This is a genomic window from Pseudohalioglobus lutimaris, from assembly GCF_002866825.1.
GTDB lineage: Bacteria > Pseudomonadota > Gammaproteobacteria > Pseudomonadales > Halieaceae > Halioglobus > Halioglobus lutimaris.
The window spans coordinates 21,277-44,353 of record NZ_PKUS01000039.1 but is presented as its reverse complement, the minus strand read 5'-3'; the positions used below and the strand labels follow the sequence as shown (position 1 = coordinate 44,353).

Genomic DNA, 23,077 nt, shown 5'->3' with positions numbered 1-23,077 from the left:
GGATCTGATATGGAGAAGGTAACGGGAATCGGCGGTGTTTTTTTCAGGGCAAAAGATCCTGAGAAGCTCTCGTTGTGGTACGAGAGGCACCTGGGGGTCTCCACTGTGCCCTCTAGTTATGATCAGTCACCCTGGCTGCAGGCAGAGGGGCCCACGGTATTCGCTCCGTTTGAGATGAATACAGGCTACTTTGGTGACGAGGCACAGAGTTGGATGATCAACTTCAGGGTGAGTGACCTGGCGGCCATGGTTGCCCAACTGCAGTCGGCCGGGATTGATGTCGTCATTGATGAGGAGGTCTACCCTAACGGCAGGTTCGCAAGACTGCACGACCCCGAGGGAAATCCCGTCGAGTTGTGGCAGCCGAAGTAATCAGCCTGCATGCACAGAGAGTGAAAACGCCACAAGGAGTCCGTTTACAGGTGGAGCGCAGGCAGTGCGGCTTATGAGTGCCCGGGAGGTGCTTCTTGTCTACGACACACAGTGCCCTGCCTGCGCTTACTATTGCACGCTTGTACGTCTCAGGGAGTCAGTAGGCGAATTGACGCTTGTTGATGCCCGCCAGCCGAGTGAGGTGATGAAACAAGTTACGGACAGGGGCCTGGATATCGATCAGGGTATGGTGCTCATCGTTAATAGTGAGTTTTACGATGGGGCAGATGCTATTAACGCCCTGGCGTTGTTGGGCACGCGATCTGGTTGGTTCAACCGATTCAACTATTGGGTTTTCAGGTCGGCCGCCGTCTCCAGAATGCTCTATCCAGTCCTCAAGTTATGTCGTCATTTCCTACTCCACTTTCTCGGTGTATCGAAAATCAATAATCTGGAGTCCGGCAACAATGAACGCTTCTAGTTTGTGTCACTGCCTGGGCTAAGCGCCCGCTCCGGGCGTATTTTTCGTGACCGGTATTTGTCTCGCTTGTGCAGGCCCAACAGGTGTTATTCTGGACTATGGCCTGCCGCGCCTTGTGTGCTCAAGGCGGCAGAGCCCAGGGGAGTTTGAGCTATGAGAAATGCAATGCTGGTGTTTTCGCTGATGCTGTTATCCGCATGCCTGGGTATGCCGGAGCAGGTTCGGCCAGTGACAGGCTTTGAGGCACAGCGCTACATGGGTAAGTGGTACGAAATAGCGAGGTTGGACCACCGCTTTGAGCGTGGAATGACCAACGTTACAGCCGACTATACCTTGCAGGAAAATGGCGGTGTGTCGGTGGTTAACCGGGGCTACCTGCCGCAAACGGGCGAATGGAAAGAGGCCGTAGGTAAAGCGTATTTTGTAGAGCAGCCTGACACGGCTTATTTGAAGGTCTCCTTCTTTGGGCCGTTTTACGGGTCCTATGTGGTATTTGGCCTCGACAAGGAAGGCTACCAGCACGCTTTTGTATCCGGCCCCGATCATTCCTACCTGTGGTTTTTGTCGCGAACACCGGTGGTGGACGAGGCAGTAATGGACCGCTTTCTTGAGCAGGCGGGCAAGGCCGGCTTTGATACCGGTGCGCTCATCCTCGTTGATCATGGCGAATAGACTGGCCAGGCTCTGCCCCGATGTATTGCTTTTTTAAGCCCGGCACAGGCCCCCTGATTTGTCAGCAACAGAGCTAAAACTAGTGCTCGACATAAGGTGAAAAGCCGGATAAGATCCTCATCTGCTAGAAAGAAGCCTAATCTTTACAAACCCGTTCGCTGTTTTACTCGTAATACTTCGTCCTGTAGTTTTTAAGTTTAAGTCTATATTTCCAAGCAATGCCGGTCCTTTGGGGCCATTATACTTATCGACACTCAGGATATGATTATGTCTAACACAGTAAAAGGAACCGTTAAGTGGTTCAACGAGTCAAAAGGTTTTGGTTTTATTGAGCAAGAGTCCGGCCCGGACGTATTTGCCCACTTCAGCGCCATTTCCGGTTCTGGCTTCAAGACTCTGGCCGAAGGCCAGGCAGTTGAGTTCACAGTGACTCAGGGCCAGAAAGGTCCTCAAGCTGAGAACATCGTAGCCGTATAAGCGCGACAACTCTGCGAAAAAGGCAGGCCCTCACGGGCCTGCCTTTTTTTTTGCTATTCTGAGTGCTCTCTATACCGAAGGATATTCACCATGGAGACGAACCGTGACCGGCTCGCGCTGGAAAGAACCCGGCTGGCGAATGAGCGAACTTTTCTGGCCTATGTGCGGACATCGCTGTCACTGATCGCCGGGGCGGCTGTCCTTTTTCAGTTTTTCTCCGCTGTACACTCCTATCTCGCGGTGGCCTGGGTGCTGGCGGTCCTCGGGTTTGCAGTGCTTGTTATTGGTGTCGTTCGTTTTCGCTCTGTGCAGAAGGAACTGCGTGGTGAAGCGAAAGCAGGTGGAGGCCACTAGCGTCGGGACAAGCCTGGCAAGTGACCTCCGCGCTTCCGTCGCAGCTTGTGATCACGCAACTGACTGCATATGACCGTTAACATCGTATCCCTCTGCAGCTAGACTCATCGTCAGCACAGGGAGGTGCGGCTATGATGAGGTTACGCAGGCAAAGGCTTATTGGCAGTGTGGTGCTGGTTGGTGTCGCGTCTATGGGTTGGGCGGCGGAACCTGCTTTGCAGCAGTGCCAGAAGCTGAAGGACAAAATTGAGCATTATGACCAGTTGCGTCGTAAAGGCGGTAAAGGCAGTGAGATGGATAGCTGGAAGCGCTCCAGGCGCGAGTTGGAAAAGGCGTTTCGCGCCCAGGGCTGTCACTACTATCGCCGGGAATTGAAGTAGGCTGCATTCGCTATTTCAGGGGAGCTTGTGCGCCTGAGCTCCGTCCGCTTCCGGTATGTTTACTCGAGGCCAGGGGATAGTTAATGAAATTGGTGTACACCAGCGACAATCGCTTTCTCGTAGGCAATGCACGCAACTTGCTCGAAGCCCAGGGGTTTGAGGTCATCATGCGTAATGAGCATGCGGTCAGCGCTGTGGGTGAACTGCCGGCGTTTGAGGCATGGCCCCAGTTGTGGGTACTGGAAGATAAAGATTATGGCCCGGCCTGCGCGGTGCTGGCATCGGCGCTGAGTGACAAGGACGCGCCGCCCTGGCAGTGTAGTGCTTGCGGTGAAGCGAACGATGCAGCATTTGATTTTTGCTGGCAATGTCGTAAAGATCGTCCTCCGGAGCCCGTTTCGCCAACAGACTGAACAGAGATGAAACCATGAGTGACCTGCCAAACTGCCCAGAGTGCGCCTCGGAGTACACTTACGAAGACAGGAATCAGTACGTTTGCCCTGAGTGTGGTCATGAGTGGTCCCGGAACGCGGAAGAGGTGGTCGAGGAGGCAGCGGTCACTGACGCCAACGGCAACGCTCTCGCTGACGGGGACACTGTTACCGTGATCAAGGACCTGAAGGTTAAAGGCTCATCTTCCGTGGTCAAGGTCGGCACCAGGGTAAAGAATATTCGCCTGGTAGAGGGCGATCACGACATCGACTGTAAGATCGATGGTATTGGCGCGATGAAACTGAAGTCCCAGTTTGTGAAAAAAGCCTGATCCGGCGGCGCCCACGCGCCGCCAGTGATCACTCGACATTGACTCAGGGCATAGCCAGAACGTTGCAGTCCAGCTTGTCGAGAATCTTTTCTGCCGTATTGCCGTGCAACAATGCGGCGAGGCCAGAGCGGTGGGAGTTACCGACGATGACCAGGCTGGCATCCAGCCTTTTGGCTTCACTCACAATTACCTTGTCAGGCTCCCCCAGCTTGATATGTACGCGATCGCTGGCCAGGCCAGACAGCTCAATCAGCTTCTTGCGGTCCGGTTTCAGTCTGAAGTCGGGAAAGGCATTCACCACGTGTACTTCCGCCTTCTCGCTCTCTACCAGTCGACGGCTGAAGGCCAGGATCTGTTCATTCAGTTTCTCGTAAGGCGCGGTTCTGACGCTGATGTCGATGCCCGCGAGTATTCTCGGCGTCGCTGGTGGCGCAGTATCCTTGATCAGCAAAACTGGACAGAGGCATTCCCTGATGAGTGTCCAGTCGGAAGTTGATTTGAGAAGGCGTTGACCGACGCTGTGACGAAACGAGGATTTGAAGACCATGTCCGCATGATTTCGCGCGGCGGCACGCACCACGGCGTGATGCCAGCCTTTGTCCCACTCAACTTCTGAACTGGTGATAATGCCGTTCGCGGCAATAGGTGCGAGGAGTGCATCCAGCTTCGCCCGGTGTTCGCCTAGCAGCCGCTTGACCTCTTCGGCCCCGCGGTCCGGGCCGGAAACGTCGCCATGAATGCAGCCGAACAGATGCAGGCTGGCACCGATTTCACCGGCAATGAGTGCAGCTCGCTCAAGCGCTGGTTGTGCTTCGCGAGTAGGGTCGTGAACGACCAGAAATTTGTTTAGTTCCATTAGCTCCAAAACCTTTTCGTCGGCCTACAGTGCCATTTTCCGCTAGTGAATTAGAATTAGCACCCTAATATCGTGCTGTGCGGCCAGCTGGTGCAAAGGTTATGCAAAAATGCCGTGAATGTACCAGCCAGTGTCAAGCCTGTCGCGAAATACCCAGTAGTGTTGCCCCCCATCTCCTCTGGCGATGTAGTAATCGCGACTGACAGCCTGCTGCCACCAGTTATCTTCTATACGTTCCGGACCATAAACCAGTTCTAATTTGCCCTGCCAGCGCAGTCGACCCTGTTTTCTGTCAAGGGCCTGGGGGGCCGGCATCAGCCAGAATGGACGCTGGTTGTGCAGTTGGCCACCGTTTTCATTGGCGGGATTGTCCTGGCATATATGCAGGGCCAGTTCCGGCAGGTGTTCGCTGCGAGTGCCGACTTTTTCCACAGCTTGTAACCCCAGTCGATTGCGCAGCCTGTCCAGCAATCCGGAAAGCGGCTCGCGCTGCGTGCGGGGGCTGAACAAATCGATATTTTCCAATTGACCGCTATGCAGTTGGTGGCAGGCCAGGTTAAGGCCTTCCACCCCGGTTTTCAGCTCCAGTTGGTCAAAGCGGATAAGGGTAAGCTGATACCAATTCTCCCAGTGGCTGTGCCCGGATGTGCTGCGCACACAGATTTCGCGCAGCGAGTGGTCAATGCCTACCAGCTGCCAGTGAATCTCTGTCGTTTGTAACTGTGTGTTGCGCAGAAACCGGCACATTGACTGCAGCAATAGCTGCACCGCGGGCAGCAGTTCGTCGTTGACACGCACCTCGTAGCCAAACCAGTACTCGTCGCTGAAGTTTACCGGCGGCTGGTAATCCGGTCGCAGATCTGCCTGCTGCCCGAGCACCTGTTGTAAAAACTCAGTGAACCCGGCTCCGCAGCGCCGCGCCAGGGCGGCAGGGGGCAGGGCAAAAAGGCAGCCGAAGGTATGCAGTCCGGCCCGGCGCAGTGAATCAACAGCCGTAACATGCTCTGTGAGCAGGCTCAGGGGGAGCGGTGCCAGGCGGTCACGGAGTGGATTCTGGTAGTCTGCAACCTGGTCTGTGTCACTGAAAGATAGCAGCCAGGCAGCCCCGGGTGTCTCTGCCAGCCCATATTCCACCCGGAAACCGCGATTGCTTATGCCGACGCGCACTTCTGCCAGCAGCCTGTGCAGTCCCCGAAACAGGCTCAGGCAACTACCAATTTCCAGTTGCAGGCAGTCTTCCCTGTATGGGTGCAGGGATGGGGTAATGCTGTAGGCCCAGCAACACAGTTGCTGCAGGCATTGAGCCTCGGCAGTGGTGTCGCGTTCCAGTAGTTGTACTGCCTCGTTGTCGAGCAGGGCGCGCACGGTGCCCGCTCCCATCCCCTCGCGTATACCCAGGCCAGCGGCATAATCATTGGCGCGCAATACCCGTTGCTTTACCAGTATTGCCACTGCCAGCTCTTCTGAACGGTTCAGGCACTGCAGTGGTAATTGGTGAAAGCGCAGACACAGCCACAGGCTCATAACATGCACCCTGCCGGCTGCCTGTAATATCCAGGGGGCAATGAGCCCAGTTTAAATTCACCAATACTGTACATATATACAGTATTGGTGAAGCCTGAACAAATGTCTATCGGGGTGAATGCCGCGTGTCGCTTAATCGCGCGGACTGATTGAGCAGGCGGAGGTCAGCCTCCGCCGGCTGCATTTTCCAGCAGATAGGTAATAATGAATTTTATCAGAAAGCCAAAGATACCCATGGCCAGGCCTATATAGAGGATCATGGTGCCAAACTTGCCGGCATTACTGCGTCTGGCCAGGTCCCAGACAATAAAGATCATAAACAGGATCAGTGCACCGACACCGATGGTGACGCCGTAATCGGTCAGCCACGCGTCCACATTTCTCTCCGCGGCCGACGTCCGGCCTCAACTCAGGGAGGGCGATTATATCAGTTTGCAGGTAGCAGGATGTCTGCTGCATGACGCAGCGCCATGATGCTGTGAGGCGAAGGGGTGTCAGGTCCAGGGAGAGCTGCCGGGCCGGGATTGGCGCGCCGGTAACTATTCAAAACAAAGGGTTAGCGGTGTGGTACTACCAGAAGGTATAGCGGTGCGGGCTCCCCAGCGATCGTGTTCGCGGAGAGCGCTTTTACCAATGGGACTTCACGCATGGCAAATTCCTTGTTGCGCAACCGGGACTCTACCAGTTCTAAAGCAGATGAGGGCAGGCGTTGTTGCGCCATGCCGCCGGCAGTCTGGCGAATCAACAGGCCAACGCCGCGAAAGTTCCTGATCACGAATGCGATTCCATCGACGGATTCCTGCAACTCCAGAGGAGCATATTCGCCAGTCAGGGTATTGAGACCCTTGGGTATGACCTGGAGTGTGCCGTCACGTTGCCACAGTAGTCTGTCAGCGTAGGGTTGTAGCGCGGTGCCCAATTCCGGGGTGATGATCAAACCGCGACCCCTGTTTTTGAGCGCCAGATCGATGAAGCGTTGGGAGGAGCCGGTGGGTAGCAGCAATGTTATTCGCGGCCCGGTAGGTTCCCCTGGCTCTGCCCGCGCCTCTTCTGTATCTATACCTGTGCCCAGGTTTGCAGGCCCCGGGTCACTGATATCAGGGGTTAATCCGTCTGGTTGCTCAGACTCCAGTTGGCCTGCTGTGTCACTTTGCACTGAGGACGATGCGGGAAGGGAGGTTTGTTGCCCGGCAGCGTCCCCTTCTCTGTTGGCTATGGCCAGTACTTCGTCACGCTTTACGCGTTCTCCCGTATCGGCTTCTGGGGGTTGGCTGGCAGAGAGAGCTTCCTGCTGCTGCACCGGAAGGGACTGCGCAGGCATTGAATCTTCAGTCGGCGAGGAGAAGGTCTCGCCAGTGTCAGGCGTCATCGTGTTGAGCGAGTTGCGGTTCAAAGTGTGCGCATCAGCATGCACTGCCATTGGCGGATCGCCTGCCTGGGGTAACAGGGAAACGATACCAAGCGCATGCAGGGCTTCCGCGATGGGCTCTATTTGCATCAATCGGCGCGCATTGCTGAGGTCCCAGTAAGCCCCGGCGACAATCACAAGAACGATAAATAGCACCACTAGCAGCATTCCACCCCAGCGCCCTCCCTTGTGCTCAGGCTTCCGTGTACGAGGCTTTGTCACCGGAGCATGCTGTCGCTCCACCATATCAATGTCCGGTTCGGGCCTGATGCCTGTCAAATCGACCGGTTCAATAGTGAATGGCGGATCATTTTCGGTTTTTTCGACGGGAGCTGCCACGGCGGCTGGCCGTGGCTTTTTACGTTTGCGCCTGCGTTTGCGAGGTGCAGGTGGCGGTGGTGCGGGTGTTGTTTGCTTTGCGGGGCCTTCCTCGTGTTCTTCCTCACTGCTGTTCGCGACGCTGTCAGCACTCTCTATAGCGGCGTCAATGACGGAGCCGGAGCCGACCTGCTCAGCAGCGCGCTCAACGTCCGCTGCATCCAGCCGGGTTTTACCTGCGCTATTGCCGTTCTCCAACAGGCGAAAACAGATAGGGTCGATGGTGCCAGGGATGCCCCGGCTACAACTGTGCAACAGTGACAGGGCGTCATCGGCCAACTCCGGGCGTCCCTCCCAACCGGCATCTCTCAGGTGTTGCTCGATATATGCCCGCGTCTCCTCTGCCCTGTGCATAGGCCCGAGGTGGATATGGGTTACAGCGTCTCCCTGGGGGTGTTTATCAGTAAAGTCATTGATCAGTTGTTGTATACCAGGGAGACCCAGGAGATATATGCGCAGCGCGGCAGAGGAGTGGTCGTCTCTGGATTTGACCGCTCTTAGCTTTTCCAGGTCTTCGATGTCCAGGTTGTCTGCATTTTGAATGACCAGCAACGCCTTCTTTTTTTCAGCGTGCTTCTTATCGAGGTATTGTTTCAAGGCAGGAATCGCATGGTCATCATCCTGTTTGGATAACCGGATACCAAATGCAGATGCGACCTGGCTCAGCAGTTCACCGTGGTTATCGTCTGCGGCTGAGCATTGTCCTACTTCCAGATCATTCAGCGGGTATCGCGACAGCAAGTCCTTGATCAGCGTATGTTTTCCGGTTCCCTGCTCACCGGCAATCACCACCATGCCGGTGCCGTCCATCAGCGCATATTCCAGCGAGCTGCGCGCACCGCGATAGGCTTCATGGGGGAACACGGAGCGTGGCCCCGGGCTTGTCGCGAATGGGTTGTGGTTAAAACCGTAAATGGTATTGTCCATAATCGGGAGTGGTTACTGGTTCCGGGGTCGAGAGGGTTTCTCGCCGGTCAGCGAATCATACCGATTATTCCCTTCAGTGCGCTAGTAGGTGCTCTTATAATGGTTGGGGCTGGTACACCGTTTTATAGTGGATTGCTGGTTACGGCCACAAAATCTCCGCCCCCGGAGATAAAGCCGGGCGCGAATGTGATATGGCTCTCAGGGTGATGCAGTGCTACAAGGTGCCCGGGGGCGGACCGGGTCAGGCGAAGGAAAATGCTGATTGCGCTTGCGGGCTCTCCTGCCATACGGGAACTTCCCACAGCTGGGGGTGCTCCGGTACGTCTTCTGCTGGCGGCAGGTCAACATCCAGGCCCTGGTTGCCACCACGCTGTTTGAGGATATGCACCCTGCGATATTCGCGCATCTGCAGGCGCAGGCTGGCGGGTGCATGATTGCGAGCGGCATCAAGCGGACGGAACAATACTGACAGGCTATCACTCGCGCTGGCGGCCAATTGCAGCTTACGTAACTCCGTATAGCTGTAGTTATGTGCTCCCAGCCAACTGAATACCGCACTGGAGGTGGTGCTGCGCAATGCCTGCTCGGTAGCCCAGAGCAGGTCCTCACGACTTTTCGGATGCACCAGCAGCACTTGTTCCGTATCTATGCCCCTGGCCTTGAGCAGTGGTGCATAGGGAGTGAAGGGCGGGGCGATGAACACCTGCCAACGCCCCTCTGCGCTAAGCTTTTCCATGGCGGGCAGGAACAAGCCCATTGAACCCAGGCCGCAGCCGTCGCTGAGCACCTCGATGCCGCTGCCCCGTGGCCAGCCACCGCTGTGCAACTGGGCATCAAGGGTGCTGTAGCCGCTATGCAGTATGTCTCCCTGTCCGTGCCGGTCGCTGTTGGAGCAGAGCCTATGGTTGGAGAAGGGCCCCTGCCAGGTATCACTCCGGTTGATGACCTGCTGTAGTGCTTCGTTCATATCTGCCACCGTTAACTGTATGTTTGAACACTGGTTTTATATACAGTAGTTGCGTAATAGGCAGAATGCAAGGTAGCTGGCGGGGGTATTAATTGACAAAAACAGGATATGTCTTAAAAGGCGACAGGTAATTGAGGTCCCGGGTTCCCGTGCTAATGCGCCGGGAGCCCGGATCACCGGGCCAGGGCCACCACCAGGGCATCCAGGTTGTCCCAGGGCCTGCCGCCGGCATAGCCCTTGATGCTGCCATCCACGCGGGTGGCCTGGTCCAGCAGGCCAATAAGAGAGGCTGTGTTGTGTCGGGACAGTGCTGACTGCATCAGTCCCATGCGATTTTTCCACACGCGCAGCGCGCCCAGGGCCTGTTGCTGGCTCTGCCCCTTATCAACGGCTGCCCGGGCTTGATGCAGAGTCCGTATCTCTCGCAGCAATGCCCATAGCGCAACCGTGGGTTCTGTCCCTTCACTGCGCAGACCGTGCAGCATTTTCAGACTGGCTGTCGCATCGCCGCGAAGCGCATGGTCAGTCATGTCGAACAGGTTATAGCGGGCGTTATTGGACACGGAGCGGGTCACCGTTTCGGCGCTGACCTGCCCATTAGCGGCCAGTAGTTTCAGCTTTTCGACCTCCTGCACGGCGGCCAGCAGGTTGCCTTCGACTCGATCACAAAGCAGTTGCAGGGCGTCGTTATCAATACCCATGCCGGCGGCGCGTACCCGCTGCTGTAACCAGCGCGGCAGGTCTTTGGCTTCAATCGGCCAGATCTGCAGCGTTGCCCCCGCATTATCCAGCGCTTTGTACCACTTGCTGTTGGTCGATTGTTTGTCGATCTTACCGGCGACAATCAGCAGTATGTCCTCGCCACTGGCGCTGATATCGAGATATTCCAGTAGTGCCTTACTGCCCTCTGCCCCCGGCTTCCCGCTGGGAATGCGCAATTCCACCAGCTTGCGCTCGGCGAACAAAGACATACTGGAGGCGCTGGCAATAATGTCGGCCCATTTGAACCCGGGTGCGCCGGCTTCGATCACTTCCCGGTCCGTGCAGCCGGCATCGCGCGCGGCCTGTCGCACCAGGTCACAGCACTCCTGTACCAGCAGCGGTTCGTCGCCACTGACCAGGTAAACCGGCAGTAGTTGTTGTTTGAGCTGTCCGGCGAGTTTCTCCGGATAGAGACGCATCAGCCTTCCTGACTAGCGGCAAAAAAGGCAATACGGCGCAATATCTGCTGGGCGAGTTCGCCGCGCATCTCCGACTTGAGTATGCGGATTTCCTCAGCCTTGCCCACCACGTTGCTGGGGTCGTTTTCCATTTGCTTGACCACAGAGCCAGTGGTGTCGCTCATGGTTTCCTTGCCGGAGTTATCGCGCACCGAGAAGGTGGAACGCATGGTGAGCTCAAATTCTGCTGCGCGGGCCTCCGCGTTGAGCGACAGGTTGCGCTGGCTGAAGCGCTCCGGGCCCAGTACCAGCTGAAAGTTGGCGTTGGCTTTGTCTTCCTGCCACTCGACCCCATTGGCGGCGAAGCGGGTTTTAACTTCCCGGCTGAACTCGCTGTTGGGGTTACTGCTGACCAGGTACATGGAGCGCCACTGGTCGGAAACAGCAATATCACCGGTCCCGCGCAGTTGAAAGCCACAGGCAGACAACAGCAGGGTTGCGCCGAGCAGGAGAAAAACTGTGGCGAGGCGCCGCTGCATGATAAGTATCCCGGTGAGGTCAGTTGGCAACAATATTAACCAATTTGCCCGGCACTACAATCACCTTGCGCACGGTAACGCCTTCCAGGAAGCGCCGAACATTCTCCTGCTCAAGCGCAGCGGCCTCTGCAGTGGCCTTGTCGGCCGTGGCATCGACCTGCATCTTGGCGCGTACCTTACCATTGACCTGCACCACCATCTCAATGCTGTCACGGGCCAGCGCGCGTTCGTCAACGCAGGGCCAGGCGGCATTGAGCACGTCGCCTTCGCCTCCCAGTGCAGGCCAGAGAGCGTGACAGGCATGGGGCACGATGGGATTCAGCATGAGCACTACCGCACGCAGCGCCTCGGCCATCACCGCGCGGCTCTGTTCGCTGGCGTCCAGCTTGCCCAACTCATTACAAAGCTCCATCACCGCGGCGATGGCGGTATTGAAGGTCTGTCGGCGACCATAGTCGTCACCGACCTTGGCGATGGTTTCATGGGTCTTGCGGCGAGTGTTTTTCTGCTGCTCGTTCAGGGCGTCTGCGTCCAGTGCCGGAGCCGGGGCCGCTGCCAGGTGCTCGCTGACCAGTTTCCACAGGCGGCGGAGAAAGCGATTGGCGCCCTCTACGCCGGAGTCTGACCATTCCAGTGACTGCTCCGGCGGTGCCGCGAACATGGAGAACAGGCGCACCGTATCGGCACCGTAGCGGTCGATCAGCGCCTGTGGGTCAACTGTATTGCCCTTGGACTTGGACATCTTGGCGCCATCCTTCAGTACCATGCCCTGGGTGAGCAGGCGGGTGAAGGGCTCGTCGGAGTTGATAAGGCCTTCGTCGCGCATCAGTTTGTGATAGAAACGCGAGTAGAGCAGGTGAAGAATGGCGTGCTCGATACCGCCCACGTACTGATCGACCGGCGTCCAGTAATCTGCCTCGCCATCAAGCATGGCCCGGTTGTTGTTGGCACAGCCATAACGCGCGTAGTACCAGGAAGATTCCATAAATGTGTCGAAAGTATCAGTCTCGCGCACTGCTTCCCCGCCACAGGTGGGGCAGCTGGTCTGGTAAAACTCCGGCATTTGCTTGATGGGCGAGCCCACGCCGTCGAAAGCAACGTCAGTAGGCAGCACCACCGGCAGGTCTTCGGCCGGTACCGGCACAGCGCCACAGCTGTCACAGTTGATAATGGGGATGGGTGCACCCCAGTAGCGCTGGCGTGAAACGCCCCAGTCGCGCAAGCGATAGTTGACCTTGCGCATGCCTTTGCCCTGGCTTTCCAGCCGGTCGGCAATGGCGTTGAAGGCGGCTTCGAAATCCAGTCCGTCGAATTCACCTGAATTGATGGTCACGGTTTCGGTTTTATCGGCGTACCAGTCCTGCCAGGTGTGACTGCTGTAGACGTGGTTATCATCGGTCCTGGCCACTACCTGTACTATCGGCAGGCCGTATTTGGTGGCGAAAGCGTGATCACGCTCATCGTGGGCAGGGACAGACATCACTGCACCGGAGCCATAACTCATCAACACGAAGTTGGCGACCCAGATCGGGACCTGCTCTCCGGTCAGCGGGTGTGTCGCAGCGAGACCCGTGGCCATACCCAGCTTTTCCATGGTAGCCATGTCGGCTTCAGCGACCTTGATATTACTCTGGGCTTCTACAAAGGCTGCCAGCTCAGGAATATTCTCAGCCGCTGCCTGTGCCAGGGGGTGCTGTGGTGCAACTGCCAAATAGGTGGCGCCCATCAGCGTGTCGGGTCGCGTGGTATAGACGCTTAATGGCTGGCCGTTGTAGTCGAAGTCCAGTTCGACGCCTTCGGAGCGACCAATCCAGTTGCGCTGCATCGTGCGCACCTGTTCAGGCCATTGGTCCAGGCCGTCCAGGTCGGTTAACAGCTGCTCAGCGTAGTCGGTGATCTTGATGAACCACTGGTCGATCTCGCGGCGTTCAACCGGATTGTCACAACGCCAGCAGCAACCGTCTACCACCTGCTCATTGGCGAGCACGGTCTGGTCAGTTTCACACCAGTTCACCTCGGCCTTTTTCTTGTAGGCCAGGCCTTTTTCAAAGAGGCGGGTGAAGAACCATTGTTCCCAGCGGTAGTAGTCAGGGTCACAGGTGGCGATCTCTCGGTCCCAGTCGTAGGCGAACCCCAGCTCACGCAATTGCTTGCGCATATAGTCGATGTTCTGCGCCGTCCATGTTGCCGGCGGGACATTATTTTTGATGGCGGCATTTTCCGCCGGCAGGCCGAAGGCATCCCAACCCATGGGTTGCAGTACATTCTTGCCCTGCATGCGCTGGTAGCGAGCTATCACATCGGCGATGGTGTAGTTGCGCACGTGGCCCATGTGCAGCTTGCCACTGGGGTAGGGAAACATGGCCAGGCAGTAGAATTTCTCCCTGCTGTCATCCTGTTGCACGGCGAAGCTGTTATTTGCCAGCCAGTGGGCCTGGGCGTTTTGCTCCAGTGTCTTGGGGTCGTATTGCTGATCCATCGCGGCTAGGCTCGATCCTGATATGGGTGAAAAAAAGAAGCGCGGATTCTACCAGCAAAAGCCCTGGCCCGCTAAGCGTTGCGGCGTAACATGCCGCGTTGCCCTGAGACAGCTATGGTGCGGCAAAGTCAGTCACTGTCGCGCCACAGCCCCAGAAAGATGAGGTACATCAGGGCCAGCCCGATACCGCAGCCAAGGATGACGGGGGTGGAGCCAAAGCTACTGAAGGGCGTATTGCCCAGCATTGTCTCTACCTCTCCCAGCAGGCTGGTTTCGACAAAGCGCTCGCTGGCGGTAACGATCTGCCCCTGGTGATCAATGATCGCCGACACCCCGTTATTGGTACCGCGGATCAGGTAGCGGCCGTTCTCCAGCGCGCGCATCTGTGCCATCTGCAGGTGCTGCAAAGGTCCAATTGAGTCACCGAACCAACTGTCGTTGCTGATGGTAACCAGCAGATCGGCATTGCGCGCGCTACGGGCGACCAGATCAGGGTAGACAATCTCGTAGCAGATGAAAGGCGCCAGGCGGAAGGCCCCGGCCTGTAAGGGCGCCTGGTCGGCCGGGCCGCGGGTGAATGCTGACATCGGCAGGTCGAAAAAAGCGATTACCCCGCGCAGCAGGTTCTCCAGCGGTACATACTCACCAAACGGCACCAGGCGCTGCTTATGGTAGACGCCCGATCCCTGGCCCAGGGCGACAATACTGTTGTGATATTGCTCACCGCCCTCCGGGCGGAAGGGAATGCCGGTAATGAGTGTGGTCTCTACCATGCCCGCATTGGCGGCGACAGCGTCGATGAACGGGCGGGCGTTCTGGTAGTAGTTGGGGACGGCGGCTTCCGGCCAGACCAGGATGTCGGCACCCATCAGCGGCATGCTGGCGGCTTCCAGTTGCTCCAGAATAGGGTAGTAATAGCGTCGATCCCACTTCTGTTCCTGAGGCACGTTGGGCTGATATACCGCCACGCTCAATGGCTGGTCGTTGGCGGGGGCCACCCATTGAGTGGGCTGGAGAATGCTGCCGCCGATCCAGAGAATGCCTATGACCACGGCATAGGTGGTGACGGCGGCGGCTTGTCTGCTGCGCCAGGCGAGAAACAGGCAGCTGCCGCTGAGCGCACAGATGAAAGAAAGGCCATACACCCCGAGTATGGGTGCCCAGCCGGCGATCCAGGTGTCCACGTGGGCATAGCCCAGCATTAACCAGGGGAAGCCGGTGAAAAGCCAGCTGCGCAGCCACTCGAACAATACCCATAGAAGGGGAAAGCCCACCAGCATGCCGCCTGGCAGAGGGCGGACCAGGCGCACATAGCTCCATGCAAACAGCGCGGTGAAAATGGCCAGTCCCGCGCAGAACAGAATTGTCAGCAAGGCGGCCAGTGGAACCGGGGCATAGCCATGCACATGGATGCTGACATAAACCCAGGACACGCCACTGCCAAAAAGCCCCAGGCCATACAACCATCCGCGCCACAGGGCCTGGCCTGTATCACAGGTGCTCAGCAACCAGGCCAGCAGGGTGCAGCTGAGAATACCTGCAGGCCAGATATCAAATGGCGCCAGTGAGAGGGTGACCAGTGCGCCGCTGCAGGGGCCTAGCAATAGTACCTGTGGTAAAGACAGCTTCAAAGCGCGCTGGCTGATGGCCATGGGCGCGGCTCAGTTCTCCAGTGGACGCATGCGCAGGCTGTGGATCTTGCGCTGATCGGCATTGATGACCTTGAACTCAAATGAATCGATGACGGCCACTTCATTGCGAGTCGGCATGTGGCCCAGGGCCTGCATGACGAGACCGCCTATGGTGTCGAATTCCTCGTCCGGGAACGCTGTCTTGAAGTACTCATTGAAGTCGTCAATCGGAGTCAACGCCTTGATGAAGTAGTCCTCGTCAGAAATTCTGCGGATAAAGCGATCGGCCTCTGCGTCGGTTTCATCCTCGATCTCGCCGACAATTTCCTCGAGCACGTCCTCGATGGTGACCAGCCCGGCGACACCGCCGTACTCATCGATAACGATAGCCATGTGGTTGCGGTTCTCACGGAACTCCCGTAGCAGCACGTTCAGGCGTTTGCTCTCGGGAACCACCACTGTCGGGCGCAGCAGAGAGACGATTTTGAAGTCGCTGTGATCTTTATTGAGAATCTGCGGTAACAGGTCTTTGGCCAGCAGGATCCCGAGTATGTCGTCCGGGTTTTCTCCCACCACCGGGTAGCGGGAGTGCGCGGAGCGGGTGATCTGCGGCAGGATCTCCTCCAGTGAGCACTCCGCCTTGATGACGACCATCTGCGCGCGAGGGATCATGATATCCCTGGCCTGCATGTCGGCGACTTGCATGGCGCCTTCCATGATGCTGTGGGCGTCCTCGTCTATCACCTCGTTTTCGGCAGCAACAGTCAGCACGTCCAACAGGTCATCGCGATTGCGCGGCTCGCTGGAGAATAGCTGGCCTATTTTGTCCAGCCAGGACTTGTCACCAGCTTCACTGCCGGATTGGTCATCGTTCATGCTCGCGCATGCTCCTTGGTGGTGTTGCCCGAGTAGGGGCAGGGGATGTTGAGGGAGGCAAGAACCCTGGTTTCCAGGTTCTCCATGATTCCGGCCTCGTCGTCCTCGACGTGGTCATATCCCAGCAGGTGCAAGGTACCGTGCACCATCATGTGCGCCCAGTGCGCGCGCAGGGGTTTGCCTTGTTGTTCGGCCTCGGCACGCACCACAGGCGCACAGATGACGATGTCGCCCAGCAGCGGCAGTGCCAGCTCTTCGGGAAGGTCTGAAGGGAAGCTGAGAACGTTGGTAGGCCCGTCCTTCCCGCGATAGTTTCTGTTGAGCGCGGTCATTTCCTCGGTATCAACAATGCGCAAACTAATCTCGGTATCGGCATTATGGCGGCCGGACAGGGCAGCACAGATCCAGCGTCGTATGTCTTCCTCATCGGGGCAGGGCTCGGCCGTGGCCGACTGGACGTCTACCTGAACGTTCACGGTTTGCTCTTGTCCAGCGAGGTCGTCTTTGCCTCGTGGGCGTCGTAGGCAGTGACAATGCGCTGCACCAGCGGATGGCGGACTACGTCCTTGTTGGCAAAAAAGGTAAAGCCAATCCCCTCAACGCCCTCGAGAATGCTGCTGGCGTGGGTGAGCCCGGACTGGGTCCCGCGGGGCAGGTCGATCTGGGTGGCGTCACCGGTAATCACTGCAGTGGAGCCGAAACCAATTCGCGTGAGAAACATCTTCATTTGTTCACGCGTGGTATTTTGTGCCTCATCGAGAATGATAAAAGCGTTGTTCAGGGTACGTCCGCGCATGAATGCCAGGGGGGCGACCTCGATAATGTTGCGCTCAATATATTTATTCACCGTTTCGAAGCCCAGCATTTCGTAGAGCGCATCGTAGAGTGGTCGCAGGTAGGGGTCGATCTTCTGGCTGAGGTCACCGGGCAGGAAACCCAGTTTCTCGCCCGCTTCCACGGCCGGGCGCACCAGTAAAATGCGCCGCACCCGCTCTTCCATCAGTGCCTCTACAGCGCAGGCCACAGCAAGGAACGTCTTGCCCGTGCCCGCCGGGCCAATACCGAAGTTGATGTCATTGAGCTTGATCGCGCGCACATAGCCCTGCTGGTTCTTGCCGCGCGGCTTCACCGAGGCGCGCTTGGTGCGAATTACCTGGATTGCCTCTACGGGTGCGTCACCTTCACCGACCTCGGCCAGCTGCTCCAGCCCTGCCTGCTGCAGTTGCAAATGCAGTGACTCAGGGCTCAATCCTACGCCCTGACAGACCTCAGCATAGAGGTGTATGAGTAAATCTTTGCCAGCGGCGATATTCACCGCGGGACCGCTCAGCTGGAACTGGTTGCCACGATTATTGATATGGATGCCCAGGCGCTGTTCAATCTGGCGCAAATGGGTATCCAACTGGCCACATAGCATGGCCAGATGACGTGCGTCATTAGGTTCCAGGGAAAGCGTGTCTTGGGATGTCGGCTGCTGCGACGTTGAGGATTCGTTGTTCAATTGATTATTGGGCCCACCCAGGCAAGAGTAATGAGTTTAAAGGATATACGGGATTTGGCCGGCGTCAATGACTGCTTAGCGTCCCGCGGAGGGAGTTGGGTAGGGCCCCCACAATTTCCACCTCGGTAAAGTTGCCGATCAGGCTGTGATCGCTGCAGGAAAAATTCACCGCGCGGTTGTTTTCAGTGCGGCCCTGCAGTTCGCCAGGGTCCTTTTTGGACACACCGGTAACCAGGATTCTTTGCACGCTACCCACCATGCCCCGGCTGATTGCCTGCGCATTCTGGTTGATACGCGCCTGCAGAATTTGCAGTCGCTGCTTCTTGACGTCTTCCGGGGTTTCATCAGGCAGATCGGCGGCCGGCGTACCGGGACGGGCACTGTAGATAAAACTGAAAGACACGTCGAAACCGATGTCTTCTATCAGTTTCATGGTGTCAGCAAAATCTCGCTCCGTTTCCCCAGGGAAGCCAATAATAAAATCAGAGGATATGCTGATATCAGGCCTTATCTTGCGTAAACGGCGAATCTTGGACTTGTATTCCAGCGCTGTATGCCCGCGCTTCATGGCGGTCAGGACTTTATCTGAACCGCTTTGGACCGGCAGATGAAGGTGGTCGACCAGCTGCGGGATGTCGGCGTAGGCCTCGATCAGCGCGTCGGAGAACTCCACCGGGTGGGAGGTGGTGTAGCGAATACGTTCGATCCCGGGTATGCGAGCGACGTAGTGCAGCAGTTCGGCGAAATCGACTATTTCGCCCTCGTGGCTTTCGCCGCGGTAGGCATTCACGTTCTGGCCGAGCAGGTTAACCTCGCGCACGCCTCCGGCGGCGAGATGAGCGATTTCGGCGATGACATCGTCCAGCGGGCGTGAGACCTCCTCGCCCCGGGTGTAGGGAACCACGCAGAAGGTACAGTACTTGGAGCAGCCCTCCATAATAGAGACGAAAGCGGACGGGCCGTCTACCTTGGGCTCGGGCAAGCGATCGAATTTCTCGATCTCGGGGAAACTGACGTCAACCACCAGCGTGCCCCCGGGGCCTTTCGTGGCGCTGCGTTGCGCCATCATCTCTGGCAGCCGGTGCAGGGTCTGGGGGCCAAACACCAGGTCCACGTAGGGAGCGCGCTTGCCAATCTCTGCGCCTTCCTGGCTCGCCACGCAGCCGCCGACGCCGATAATCAGGTCGGGGTTCTTCTGCTTGAGGTGTTTCCACCTGCCGAGCTGGTGAAATACCTTTTCCTGTGCTTTTTCCCTTATAGAGCAGGTGTTTAGCAGCAACACATCGGCCTCTTCCGGGTCGTCTGTGGGGACCAGGTCGTGGCTTTCCTCCAGCAGGTCACGCATACGAGCGGAGTCGTACTCGTTCATCTGGCAGCCGTGGGTCTTGATGTATAGTTTCTTGCTCACAGTTCCTCTGATCCGGGGTTTCGCCCCCCCGTTTGGTCCAGCTTTGAAAAGGGTGGAGGAGTATACCCAGTCAGGTCGCTGAAACCTAGCGCTGGCGCGGCTTTCGGACTGGTATTTCCTCCAGATGATGGTAATATTGCCGCCCCCTGAAATCAGGTGGTCGTTCAGGGGCCGACCAGCGGGCCACCGCACGAGGGAATCATGCCAGCACAATCCGTCTACAAAGTGATCTTCCAGAATGGCAACCAGGTGTTTGAGGTGTTTGCCCGGGCGATCTACCAGAGCGATATGTGGGGCTTCATCGAGGTGGAGGAGTTCGTGTTCGGTGAGCGCTCAAAAATCGTGGTCGACCCCAGCGAAGAAAAGCTGAAGAATGAATTCAATGGCGTGACCCGCTCCTATATCCCCCTGCAGGCGATTATTCGTATTGATGAGGTGGACAAGGAGGGGAGTGCCCGCATAACAGACGCGGGAGCCGGCTCAGGTAATGTGGCCAGGTTTCCTCTTCCCGGTATGCCCGGGGGGCAACAGGGTGACGATCTATAACCGGAACGCCTCACCATAAAGACCAATTACCGGTGAGCATTACATAGCCAGAAAGCAGGAAATTGGTAATCATGTGTGCGGCTACAGCGTCATAGACCGAGTTTTTCCTGATCCGCAGCCACGCATAGGCCAGGCCGGCCATAGCACCTGCAAACCATTGTCCGTGCAGGATGCCGAACAGCAGTGACGAGGCAGCCACCGCGATCCAGTTAAAAGGCAACTGGCCATTCATGGACGGGGCCTGCCCTGAAAAACGCGCGAGTAAATAGCCCCTGAACGCCAGTTCCTCTGCCAGGGGAACGGTGATGGCGGATCCCGCCAGTCGAAATAATACCCAGACAACCACAGCCCAGGCGGGCCACTGCGCGAATTCGCGGGTATATTCTGCTGAATCAGCAGGCGCGTTCGGCACCAGCACTATCCAGAGCGCGAAGACCCCCACCCCGGTGGCCAGGGCGGTCATGCTGATTTTGCCCAGGCCAAGGCGATATTGGGCGCGGAAATACCAGAGTGCCGCCCCAACGAGGATGACTTTCACCGGGTAGAGGTAGTCAAAGTCGACGGTGAGCGTGCCCAGAATCAGCATGGATGCAAGCAGGGCGATAAAGGGGAACAGCAGGGCGTCTACCAGTCCGGGTTCGGCGCTGGCTGCAGACCGGCTCTTTTGCGGTTCCGGCGCTTGTTTTTCCTCCGCACGACACCAGCGTACACGGTGCAGGAAGGCGATCAGGCCGGTGGCTACCGCGAGGAAAGCTATCCAGCCTGCATTGGAGTGGAAGCCGGCCAGGGCGATTGAAGGAGAAAAAGAGCTACCCAGGCTGACCAGGGCGGCGACCCTGAGGACATTGAACGCGTAGATGATACAAATTCCAACCGGGTAGGCCACCAAAACCGCGGGGAAGCGGAATTCCCTGTGGAACAAGAACAGATAAACCGTCAGGAATACAGTGATCAGGGCAATGCCTTCATAACCGGCACAGTCGTTGCTGACTTTAACCAGGAAGTCACCTGTACCCAGCACGCGTTGATCAAGATCGAAGGCCACATCGTGGTACACCAGCGACAATATGAATTCGGCACCCTGTATTGTCCCCAGGGCAAGTGCAGGCGTGATTTTCTGCAGCAACAGCGACAGTGCTGTCGTCAGCAGAGCCGCAGCAGCAGCCAGGATGATTGATTTTCCCTCCGTGCGAAACAGGTTCGCCCAGTACCCCCGGGGCGCCAACATCAACAGCGACGCACCAAGCGTCGCGCAGAGCAACAGGCCCCAGCCGATAAGCGGCAGCGTTGATCCGGCGTATTTATCCGGCTCCATGGAAAGGTGGTAGGTGGTCCAGGCAAAGCAGGTATAAAGGGCCAACTGCATTATGAACATGCCGCCCCAGGAGTGCGATATTGTTGCGCGGCTCAGCTGTCCGTAATGTGCGCGCAGCCGGGGCCAGGTGATCAGTAGCAGTGCAACCGGAAATACCACCAGGAAGCTGAAAACATACTGGCGAAATTCGTATAGAGGCGCCCACACGGATGACCGTGCGACGTCGGGTGTGTAGTAGTCACGCAGGCCAATTTCCAGCGCTTCAAACTGCAGGAAAAAAATAGCGATCAGTAAAATTATTCGCCACGTGTGCCTTCTGTGCTGGCTTGATGCCCTGGCCGAAGTCAGTTTCATTCAGTCAACCCGCAATGCCCCAAGATAAGCCGACGCTAGCGGATGCAGGGAAAGACGCCCGCCAAGTGTCAGCGTTGAATTGTCTGTCATGCCCGTAAGCAGTCCAATCCCGTTCAGTGCCGTTGGTCATTATGCGTCATCATATTGGTGCGGTACCGACCGTCTTTGGCTCTATAAGAGCACATGGCCACAGCTAACTCGCTGTATATCAATAAAAAAAGTGTATTCGGCGTGCTTTATGCCTGCAAAGGGCATAGAATGCGCGCGCCCGATCGCCAATCGGGTCCCAGTGTACGTGAGGGCGTCGATTATCTTAGCCGTCACTAGCCTGTCAAAGCAGGTCACGTAGAGAAACCGTGATGCAGTTCACAGTTTTTGGATGCGCTTTGAATACTGTCATCAAATCTGTGCAGACTGTGCCCCATGTGCTATACCCAAAAGGGGTTAGACGGGTTTTCAACGCCAATGGATATCGGGGTTGGCGGCGACAATCGAGAAGGTTTGCCCTGAGCGGGTAAGTAGTAGCAAGGTAAGTTTTATCATTCCCAGTTGTGGGAAAGGGAGTTAGGGCGGTGTTTCGCAAGTTGTATTCAAATATTCGGAAGGTGTTCGCAGTTGTCGTTATCGCGGCGAGTTGGTCCAGTGCCGGGGCCATGGGTGCTGAGATCACTTCGATCGAAACCCTGAAAACCGCCTCCCTGGATCAAGCGGGTATGTACCAGTTAGCCGCACTGGAGTTATCCGCCGTTCACCAGGCATCTGTTCCCGGAGACCTGGTCTCCACGGCGGGTTCGCCAGCCGTGGCTGTGTCGCCCGTGTCCGGTGTGGTTGTCGACTCCGTAGACAGCAATGCGTTTTCCTCCAGGCTCCTGCTCCTGCTGTTGGCCTCAACGGTGCTGGGCTTCAGTGTCGTAGCGCGACGCTGAAGCTGTTGCGCAGTGGTTTTGGCTGGGTGAGGGCGGCCTCCTTAGACGCGCCCTCTTTGCCCGATTGTTCCCCCCCGGAGTAGAATTGATCTACCTATAAAAATATGTAGATTGGTGCACAAATATGCGTTTCTGTGTGCCTGTTTGCGCACTTCTCATGTATCCTCGTGTAGTTAGAAAATGTAGTTCTGTAGTTCGTCTGGAGGCCTCACGAATGTCGAAGTCTATTGCGAAAATTTTGCTAGTTTTTGCTTGTTTTTCCGCGGTCCCATCGATTTTTGCGGCACCTTATACAGTAAATCCGGGTGATCTGTTGCGCATTGATGTTTGGAACGAAGATACGTTGGGTCGAGAGGTTCTGGTGCGTCCCGATGGCTTGATCAGCCTGCCTATGGCGGGGGATATCGACACTACGGGCAACACCCCTTCGGAAGTGGGAAAGGAAATTTCCAAGGCGCTCGGAAAATACATCAAGGATGAGCCGCGCGTGGTTGTCTCGCTGGTGGATGCGGGCGGAAACAAGATTTATGTTATTGGTAAAGTAGAGCGCCCAGGAGAGTATCGAATTAACAGTGATACTGATGTTATGCAGGCGCTGGCGCTGGCTGGAGGGCTCAATGCCTTTGCCGCGGAGAATGATATCCGGGTTTTACGCCGTGCCCTGGATGGCAGACAGGAATCCATTTCGTTTCGTTATAGCAAGGTGAAAGCAGGGCAGGATTTGAGTTCGAATATCCTGCTGCGTAGCCGTGATATTGTCGTTGTACCTTGAATGATAGAGGA

Annotated in this window: 25 protein-coding genes; 11 read left to right on the top strand and 14 right to left on the bottom strand. The window is 56.9% G+C overall.

Features of this window, described 5'->3' with window-relative positions:
• Positions 1-9 precede the first annotated feature (9 nt).
• The 8 genes from C0039_RS18835 (at position 10) to C0039_RS18800 (ending at position 3,499) form a co-directional block, all read left to right on the top strand.
• Positions 10-372, top strand: coding sequence for a VOC family protein (locus C0039_RS18835; protein WP_075998949.1), 363 nt, complete (start codon positions 10-12; stop codon positions 370-372).
• Between the two features lie 73 nt (positions 373-445).
• Positions 446-853, top strand: coding sequence for a DCC1-like thiol-disulfide oxidoreductase family protein (locus tag C0039_RS18830; RefSeq protein ID WP_075998948.1), 408 nt, complete (start codon positions 446-448; stop codon positions 851-853).
• Positions 854-1,006: 153 nt separating this feature from the next.
• Positions 1,007-1,525 (top strand): lipocalin family protein, encoded by a 519-nt coding sequence (locus C0039_RS18825; protein WP_075998947.1) that lies wholly within the window; start codon positions 1,007-1,009, stop codon positions 1,523-1,525.
• Positions 1,526-1,792: 267 nt separating this feature from the next.
• Entirely contained in the window at positions 1,793-2,002 is a 210-nt protein-coding gene (locus tag C0039_RS18820) for a cold-shock protein (protein WP_075998946.1), read from the top strand.
• Positions 2,003-2,092: 90 nt separating this feature from the next.
• Positions 2,093-2,356 (top strand): YidH family protein, encoded by a 264-nt coding sequence (locus C0039_RS18815; RefSeq protein ID WP_075998945.1) that lies wholly within the window; start codon positions 2,093-2,095, stop codon positions 2,354-2,356.
• 131 nt (positions 2,357-2,487) lie between these two features.
• Positions 2,488-2,736 carry a hypothetical protein gene (locus tag C0039_RS18810; RefSeq protein ID WP_075998944.1) on the top strand — a complete coding sequence of 83 codons (249 nt, stop codon included), beginning with the start codon at positions 2,488-2,490 and terminating at the stop codon, positions 2,734-2,736.
• Between the two features lie 83 nt (positions 2,737-2,819).
• The gene (locus tag C0039_RS18805) at positions 2,820-3,149 is read left to right on the top strand and encodes a putative signal transducing protein (RefSeq protein ID WP_075998943.1); all 330 of its coding nucleotides are present in this window, start codon (positions 2,820-2,822) and stop codon (positions 3,147-3,149) included.
• Positions 3,150-3,163: 14 nt separating this feature from the next.
• A complete protein-coding gene (locus C0039_RS18800; protein ID WP_101518965.1) occupies positions 3,164-3,499 on the top strand; it encodes a zinc ribbon domain-containing protein YjdM in 336 nt (111 codons plus the stop codon).
• 43 nt (positions 3,500-3,542) lie between these two features.
• Here C0039_RS18800 and C0039_RS18795 read toward each other — a convergent pair whose 3' ends face one another.
• From C0039_RS18795 to miaB, 13 genes are all read right to left on the bottom strand, one after another.
• Entirely contained in the window at positions 3,543-4,355 is an 813-nt protein-coding gene (locus C0039_RS18795) for a universal stress protein (RefSeq protein WP_101518964.1), read from the bottom strand.
• Between the two features lie 99 nt (positions 4,356-4,454).
• On the bottom strand, positions 4,455-5,879 hold the full coding sequence (locus C0039_RS18790; protein ID WP_101518963.1) for a Y-family DNA polymerase: 1,425 nt from the start codon (positions 5,877-5,879) through the stop codon (positions 4,455-4,457).
• A 164-nt stretch (positions 5,880-6,043) separates the two neighbouring features.
• Positions 6,044-6,256, bottom strand: coding sequence for a DUF2788 domain-containing protein (locus C0039_RS18785; protein WP_075998940.1), 213 nt, complete (start codon positions 6,254-6,256; stop codon positions 6,044-6,046).
• Between the two features lie 179 nt (positions 6,257-6,435).
• Positions 6,436-8,592: an ExeA family protein gene (locus tag C0039_RS18780; RefSeq protein ID WP_101518962.1), complete on the bottom strand. Its 2,157-nt coding sequence runs from the start codon at positions 8,590-8,592 to the stop codon at positions 6,436-6,438.
• 241 nt (positions 8,593-8,833) lie between these two features.
• Positions 8,834-9,559, bottom strand: coding sequence for a translesion DNA synthesis-associated protein ImuA (gene imuA / locus C0039_RS18775; protein WP_075998938.1), 726 nt, complete (start codon positions 9,557-9,559; stop codon positions 8,834-8,836).
• A gap of 173 nt (positions 9,560-9,732) precedes the next feature.
• Positions 9,733-10,740, bottom strand: a complete 1,008-nt coding sequence (gene holA, locus C0039_RS18770) for a DNA polymerase III subunit delta (RefSeq protein ID WP_075998937.1) — start codon at positions 10,738-10,740, stop codon at positions 9,733-9,735.
• Complete coding sequence (locus C0039_RS18765; protein WP_075998936.1) at positions 10,740-11,258, bottom strand: LPS-assembly lipoprotein LptE; 519 nt, start codon at positions 11,256-11,258, stop codon at positions 10,740-10,742. Before C0039_RS18765 ends, holA begins: the two co-directional genes overlap by 1 nt.
• Before the next feature lie 19 nt (positions 11,259-11,277).
• A complete protein-coding gene (leuS, locus tag C0039_RS18760; RefSeq protein WP_075998935.1) occupies positions 11,278-13,737 on the bottom strand; it encodes a leucine--tRNA ligase in 2,460 nt (819 codons plus the stop codon).
• Positions 13,738-13,865: 128 nt separating this feature from the next.
• Positions 13,866-15,389 carry an apolipoprotein N-acyltransferase gene (gene lnt, locus C0039_RS18755; RefSeq protein ID WP_101518961.1) on the bottom strand — a complete coding sequence of 508 codons (1,524 nt, stop codon included), beginning with the start codon at positions 15,387-15,389 and terminating at the stop codon, positions 13,866-13,868.
• A gap of 9 nt (positions 15,390-15,398) precedes the next feature.
• On the bottom strand, positions 15,399-16,244 hold the full coding sequence (locus C0039_RS18750; RefSeq protein WP_101518960.1) for an HlyC/CorC family transporter: 846 nt from the start codon (positions 16,242-16,244) through the stop codon (positions 15,399-15,401).
• Positions 16,241-16,720: an rRNA maturation RNase YbeY gene (gene ybeY / locus C0039_RS18745; RefSeq protein WP_075998932.1), complete on the bottom strand. Its 480-nt coding sequence runs from the start codon at positions 16,718-16,720 to the stop codon at positions 16,241-16,243. The genes C0039_RS18750 and ybeY overlap by 4 nt, the downstream gene beginning before the upstream one ends.
• Positions 16,717-17,661, bottom strand: a complete 945-nt coding sequence (locus tag C0039_RS18740; protein ID WP_101518959.1) for a PhoH family protein — start codon at positions 17,659-17,661, stop codon at positions 16,717-16,719. Before C0039_RS18740 ends, ybeY begins: the two co-directional genes overlap by 4 nt.
• A gap of 148 nt (positions 17,662-17,809) precedes the next feature.
• Positions 17,810-19,153 carry a tRNA (N6-isopentenyl adenosine(37)-C2)-methylthiotransferase MiaB gene (gene miaB / locus C0039_RS18735; protein WP_075998930.1) on the bottom strand — a complete coding sequence of 448 codons (1,344 nt, stop codon included), beginning with the start codon at positions 19,151-19,153 and terminating at the stop codon, positions 17,810-17,812.
• A 201-nt stretch (positions 19,154-19,354) separates the two neighbouring features.
• Between miaB and C0039_RS18730 the strand changes: the two genes are divergently transcribed.
• Positions 19,355-19,699, top strand: coding sequence for a DUF1820 family protein (locus tag C0039_RS18730; RefSeq protein ID WP_075998928.1), 345 nt, complete (start codon positions 19,355-19,357; stop codon positions 19,697-19,699).
• Between the two features lie 10 nt (positions 19,700-19,709).
• Here C0039_RS18730 and xrtE read toward each other — a convergent pair whose 3' ends face one another.
• Complete coding sequence (gene xrtE, locus C0039_RS18725) at positions 19,710-21,368, bottom strand: exosortase E/protease, VPEID-CTERM system (protein WP_101518958.1); 1,659 nt, start codon at positions 21,366-21,368, stop codon at positions 19,710-19,712.
• 572 nt (positions 21,369-21,940) lie between these two features.
• Between xrtE and C0039_RS18720 the strand changes: the two genes are divergently transcribed.
• Positions 21,941-22,294, top strand: coding sequence for a hypothetical protein (locus C0039_RS18720; RefSeq protein WP_101518957.1), 354 nt, complete (start codon positions 21,941-21,943; stop codon positions 22,292-22,294).
• Positions 22,295-22,508: 214 nt separating this feature from the next.
• Positions 22,509-23,066 (top strand): polysaccharide biosynthesis/export family protein, encoded by a 558-nt coding sequence (locus tag C0039_RS18715; protein WP_165787191.1) that lies wholly within the window; start codon positions 22,509-22,511, stop codon positions 23,064-23,066.
• The last annotated feature ends 11 nt before the right edge of the window (positions 23,067-23,077 follow it).

Coding starts and splice junctions, on each gene's coding strand:
- C0039_RS18835 (WP_075998949.1), top strand. CDS start 10: ATGGAGAAGGTAACGGGAATCGGCGGTGTTTTTTTCAGGGCAAAAGAT.
- C0039_RS18830 (WP_075998948.1), top strand. CDS start 446: ATGAGTGCCCGGGAGGTGCTTCTTGTCTACGACACACAGTGCCCTGCC.
- C0039_RS18825 (WP_075998947.1), top strand. CDS start 1,007: ATGAGAAATGCAATGCTGGTGTTTTCGCTGATGCTGTTATCCGCATGC.
- C0039_RS18820 (WP_075998946.1), top strand. CDS start 1,793: ATGTCTAACACAGTAAAAGGAACCGTTAAGTGGTTCAACGAGTCAAAA.
- C0039_RS18815 (WP_075998945.1), top strand. CDS start 2,093: ATGGAGACGAACCGTGACCGGCTCGCGCTGGAAAGAACCCGGCTGGCG.
- C0039_RS18810 (WP_075998944.1), top strand. CDS start 2,488: ATGATGAGGTTACGCAGGCAAAGGCTTATTGGCAGTGTGGTGCTGGTT.
- C0039_RS18805 (WP_075998943.1), top strand. CDS start 2,820: ATGAAATTGGTGTACACCAGCGACAATCGCTTTCTCGTAGGCAATGCA.
- C0039_RS18800 (WP_101518965.1), top strand. CDS start 3,164: ATGAGTGACCTGCCAAACTGCCCAGAGTGCGCCTCGGAGTACACTTAC.
- C0039_RS18795 (WP_101518964.1), bottom strand. CDS start 4,355: ATGGAACTAAACAAATTTCTGGTCGTTCACGACCCTACTCGCGAAGCA.
- C0039_RS18790 (WP_101518963.1), bottom strand. CDS start 5,879: ATGAGCCTGTGGCTGTGTCTGCGCTTTCACCAATTACCACTGCAGTGC.
- C0039_RS18780 (WP_101518962.1), bottom strand. CDS start 8,592: ATGGACAATACCATTTACGGTTTTAACCACAACCCATTCGCGACAAGC.
- imuA (WP_075998938.1), bottom strand. CDS start 9,559: ATGAACGAAGCACTACAGCAGGTCATCAACCGGAGTGATACCTGGCAG.
- holA (WP_075998937.1), bottom strand. CDS start 10,740: ATGCGTCTCTATCCGGAGAAACTCGCCGGACAGCTCAAACAACAACTA.
- C0039_RS18765 (WP_075998936.1), bottom strand. CDS start 11,258: ATGCAGCGGCGCCTCGCCACAGTTTTTCTCCTGCTCGGCGCAACCCTG.
- leuS (WP_075998935.1), bottom strand. CDS start 13,737: ATGGATCAGCAATACGACCCCAAGACACTGGAGCAAAACGCCCAGGCC.
- lnt (WP_101518961.1), bottom strand. CDS start 15,389: ATGGCCATCAGCCAGCGCGCTTTGAAGCTGTCTTTACCACAGGTACTA.
- C0039_RS18750 (WP_101518960.1), bottom strand. CDS start 16,244: ATGAACGATGACCAATCCGGCAGTGAAGCTGGTGACAAGTCCTGGCTG.
- C0039_RS18740 (WP_101518959.1), bottom strand. CDS start 17,661: ATGCTATGTGGCCAGTTGGATACCCATTTGCGCCAGATTGAACAGCGC.
- C0039_RS18730 (WP_075998928.1), top strand. CDS start 19,355: ATGCCAGCACAATCCGTCTACAAAGTGATCTTCCAGAATGGCAACCAG.
- xrtE (WP_101518958.1), bottom strand. CDS start 21,368: ATGAAACTGACTTCGGCCAGGGCATCAAGCCAGCACAGAAGGCACACG.
- C0039_RS18715 (WP_165787191.1), top strand. CDS start 22,509: ATGTCGAAGTCTATTGCGAAAATTTTGCTAGTTTTTGCTTGTTTTTCC.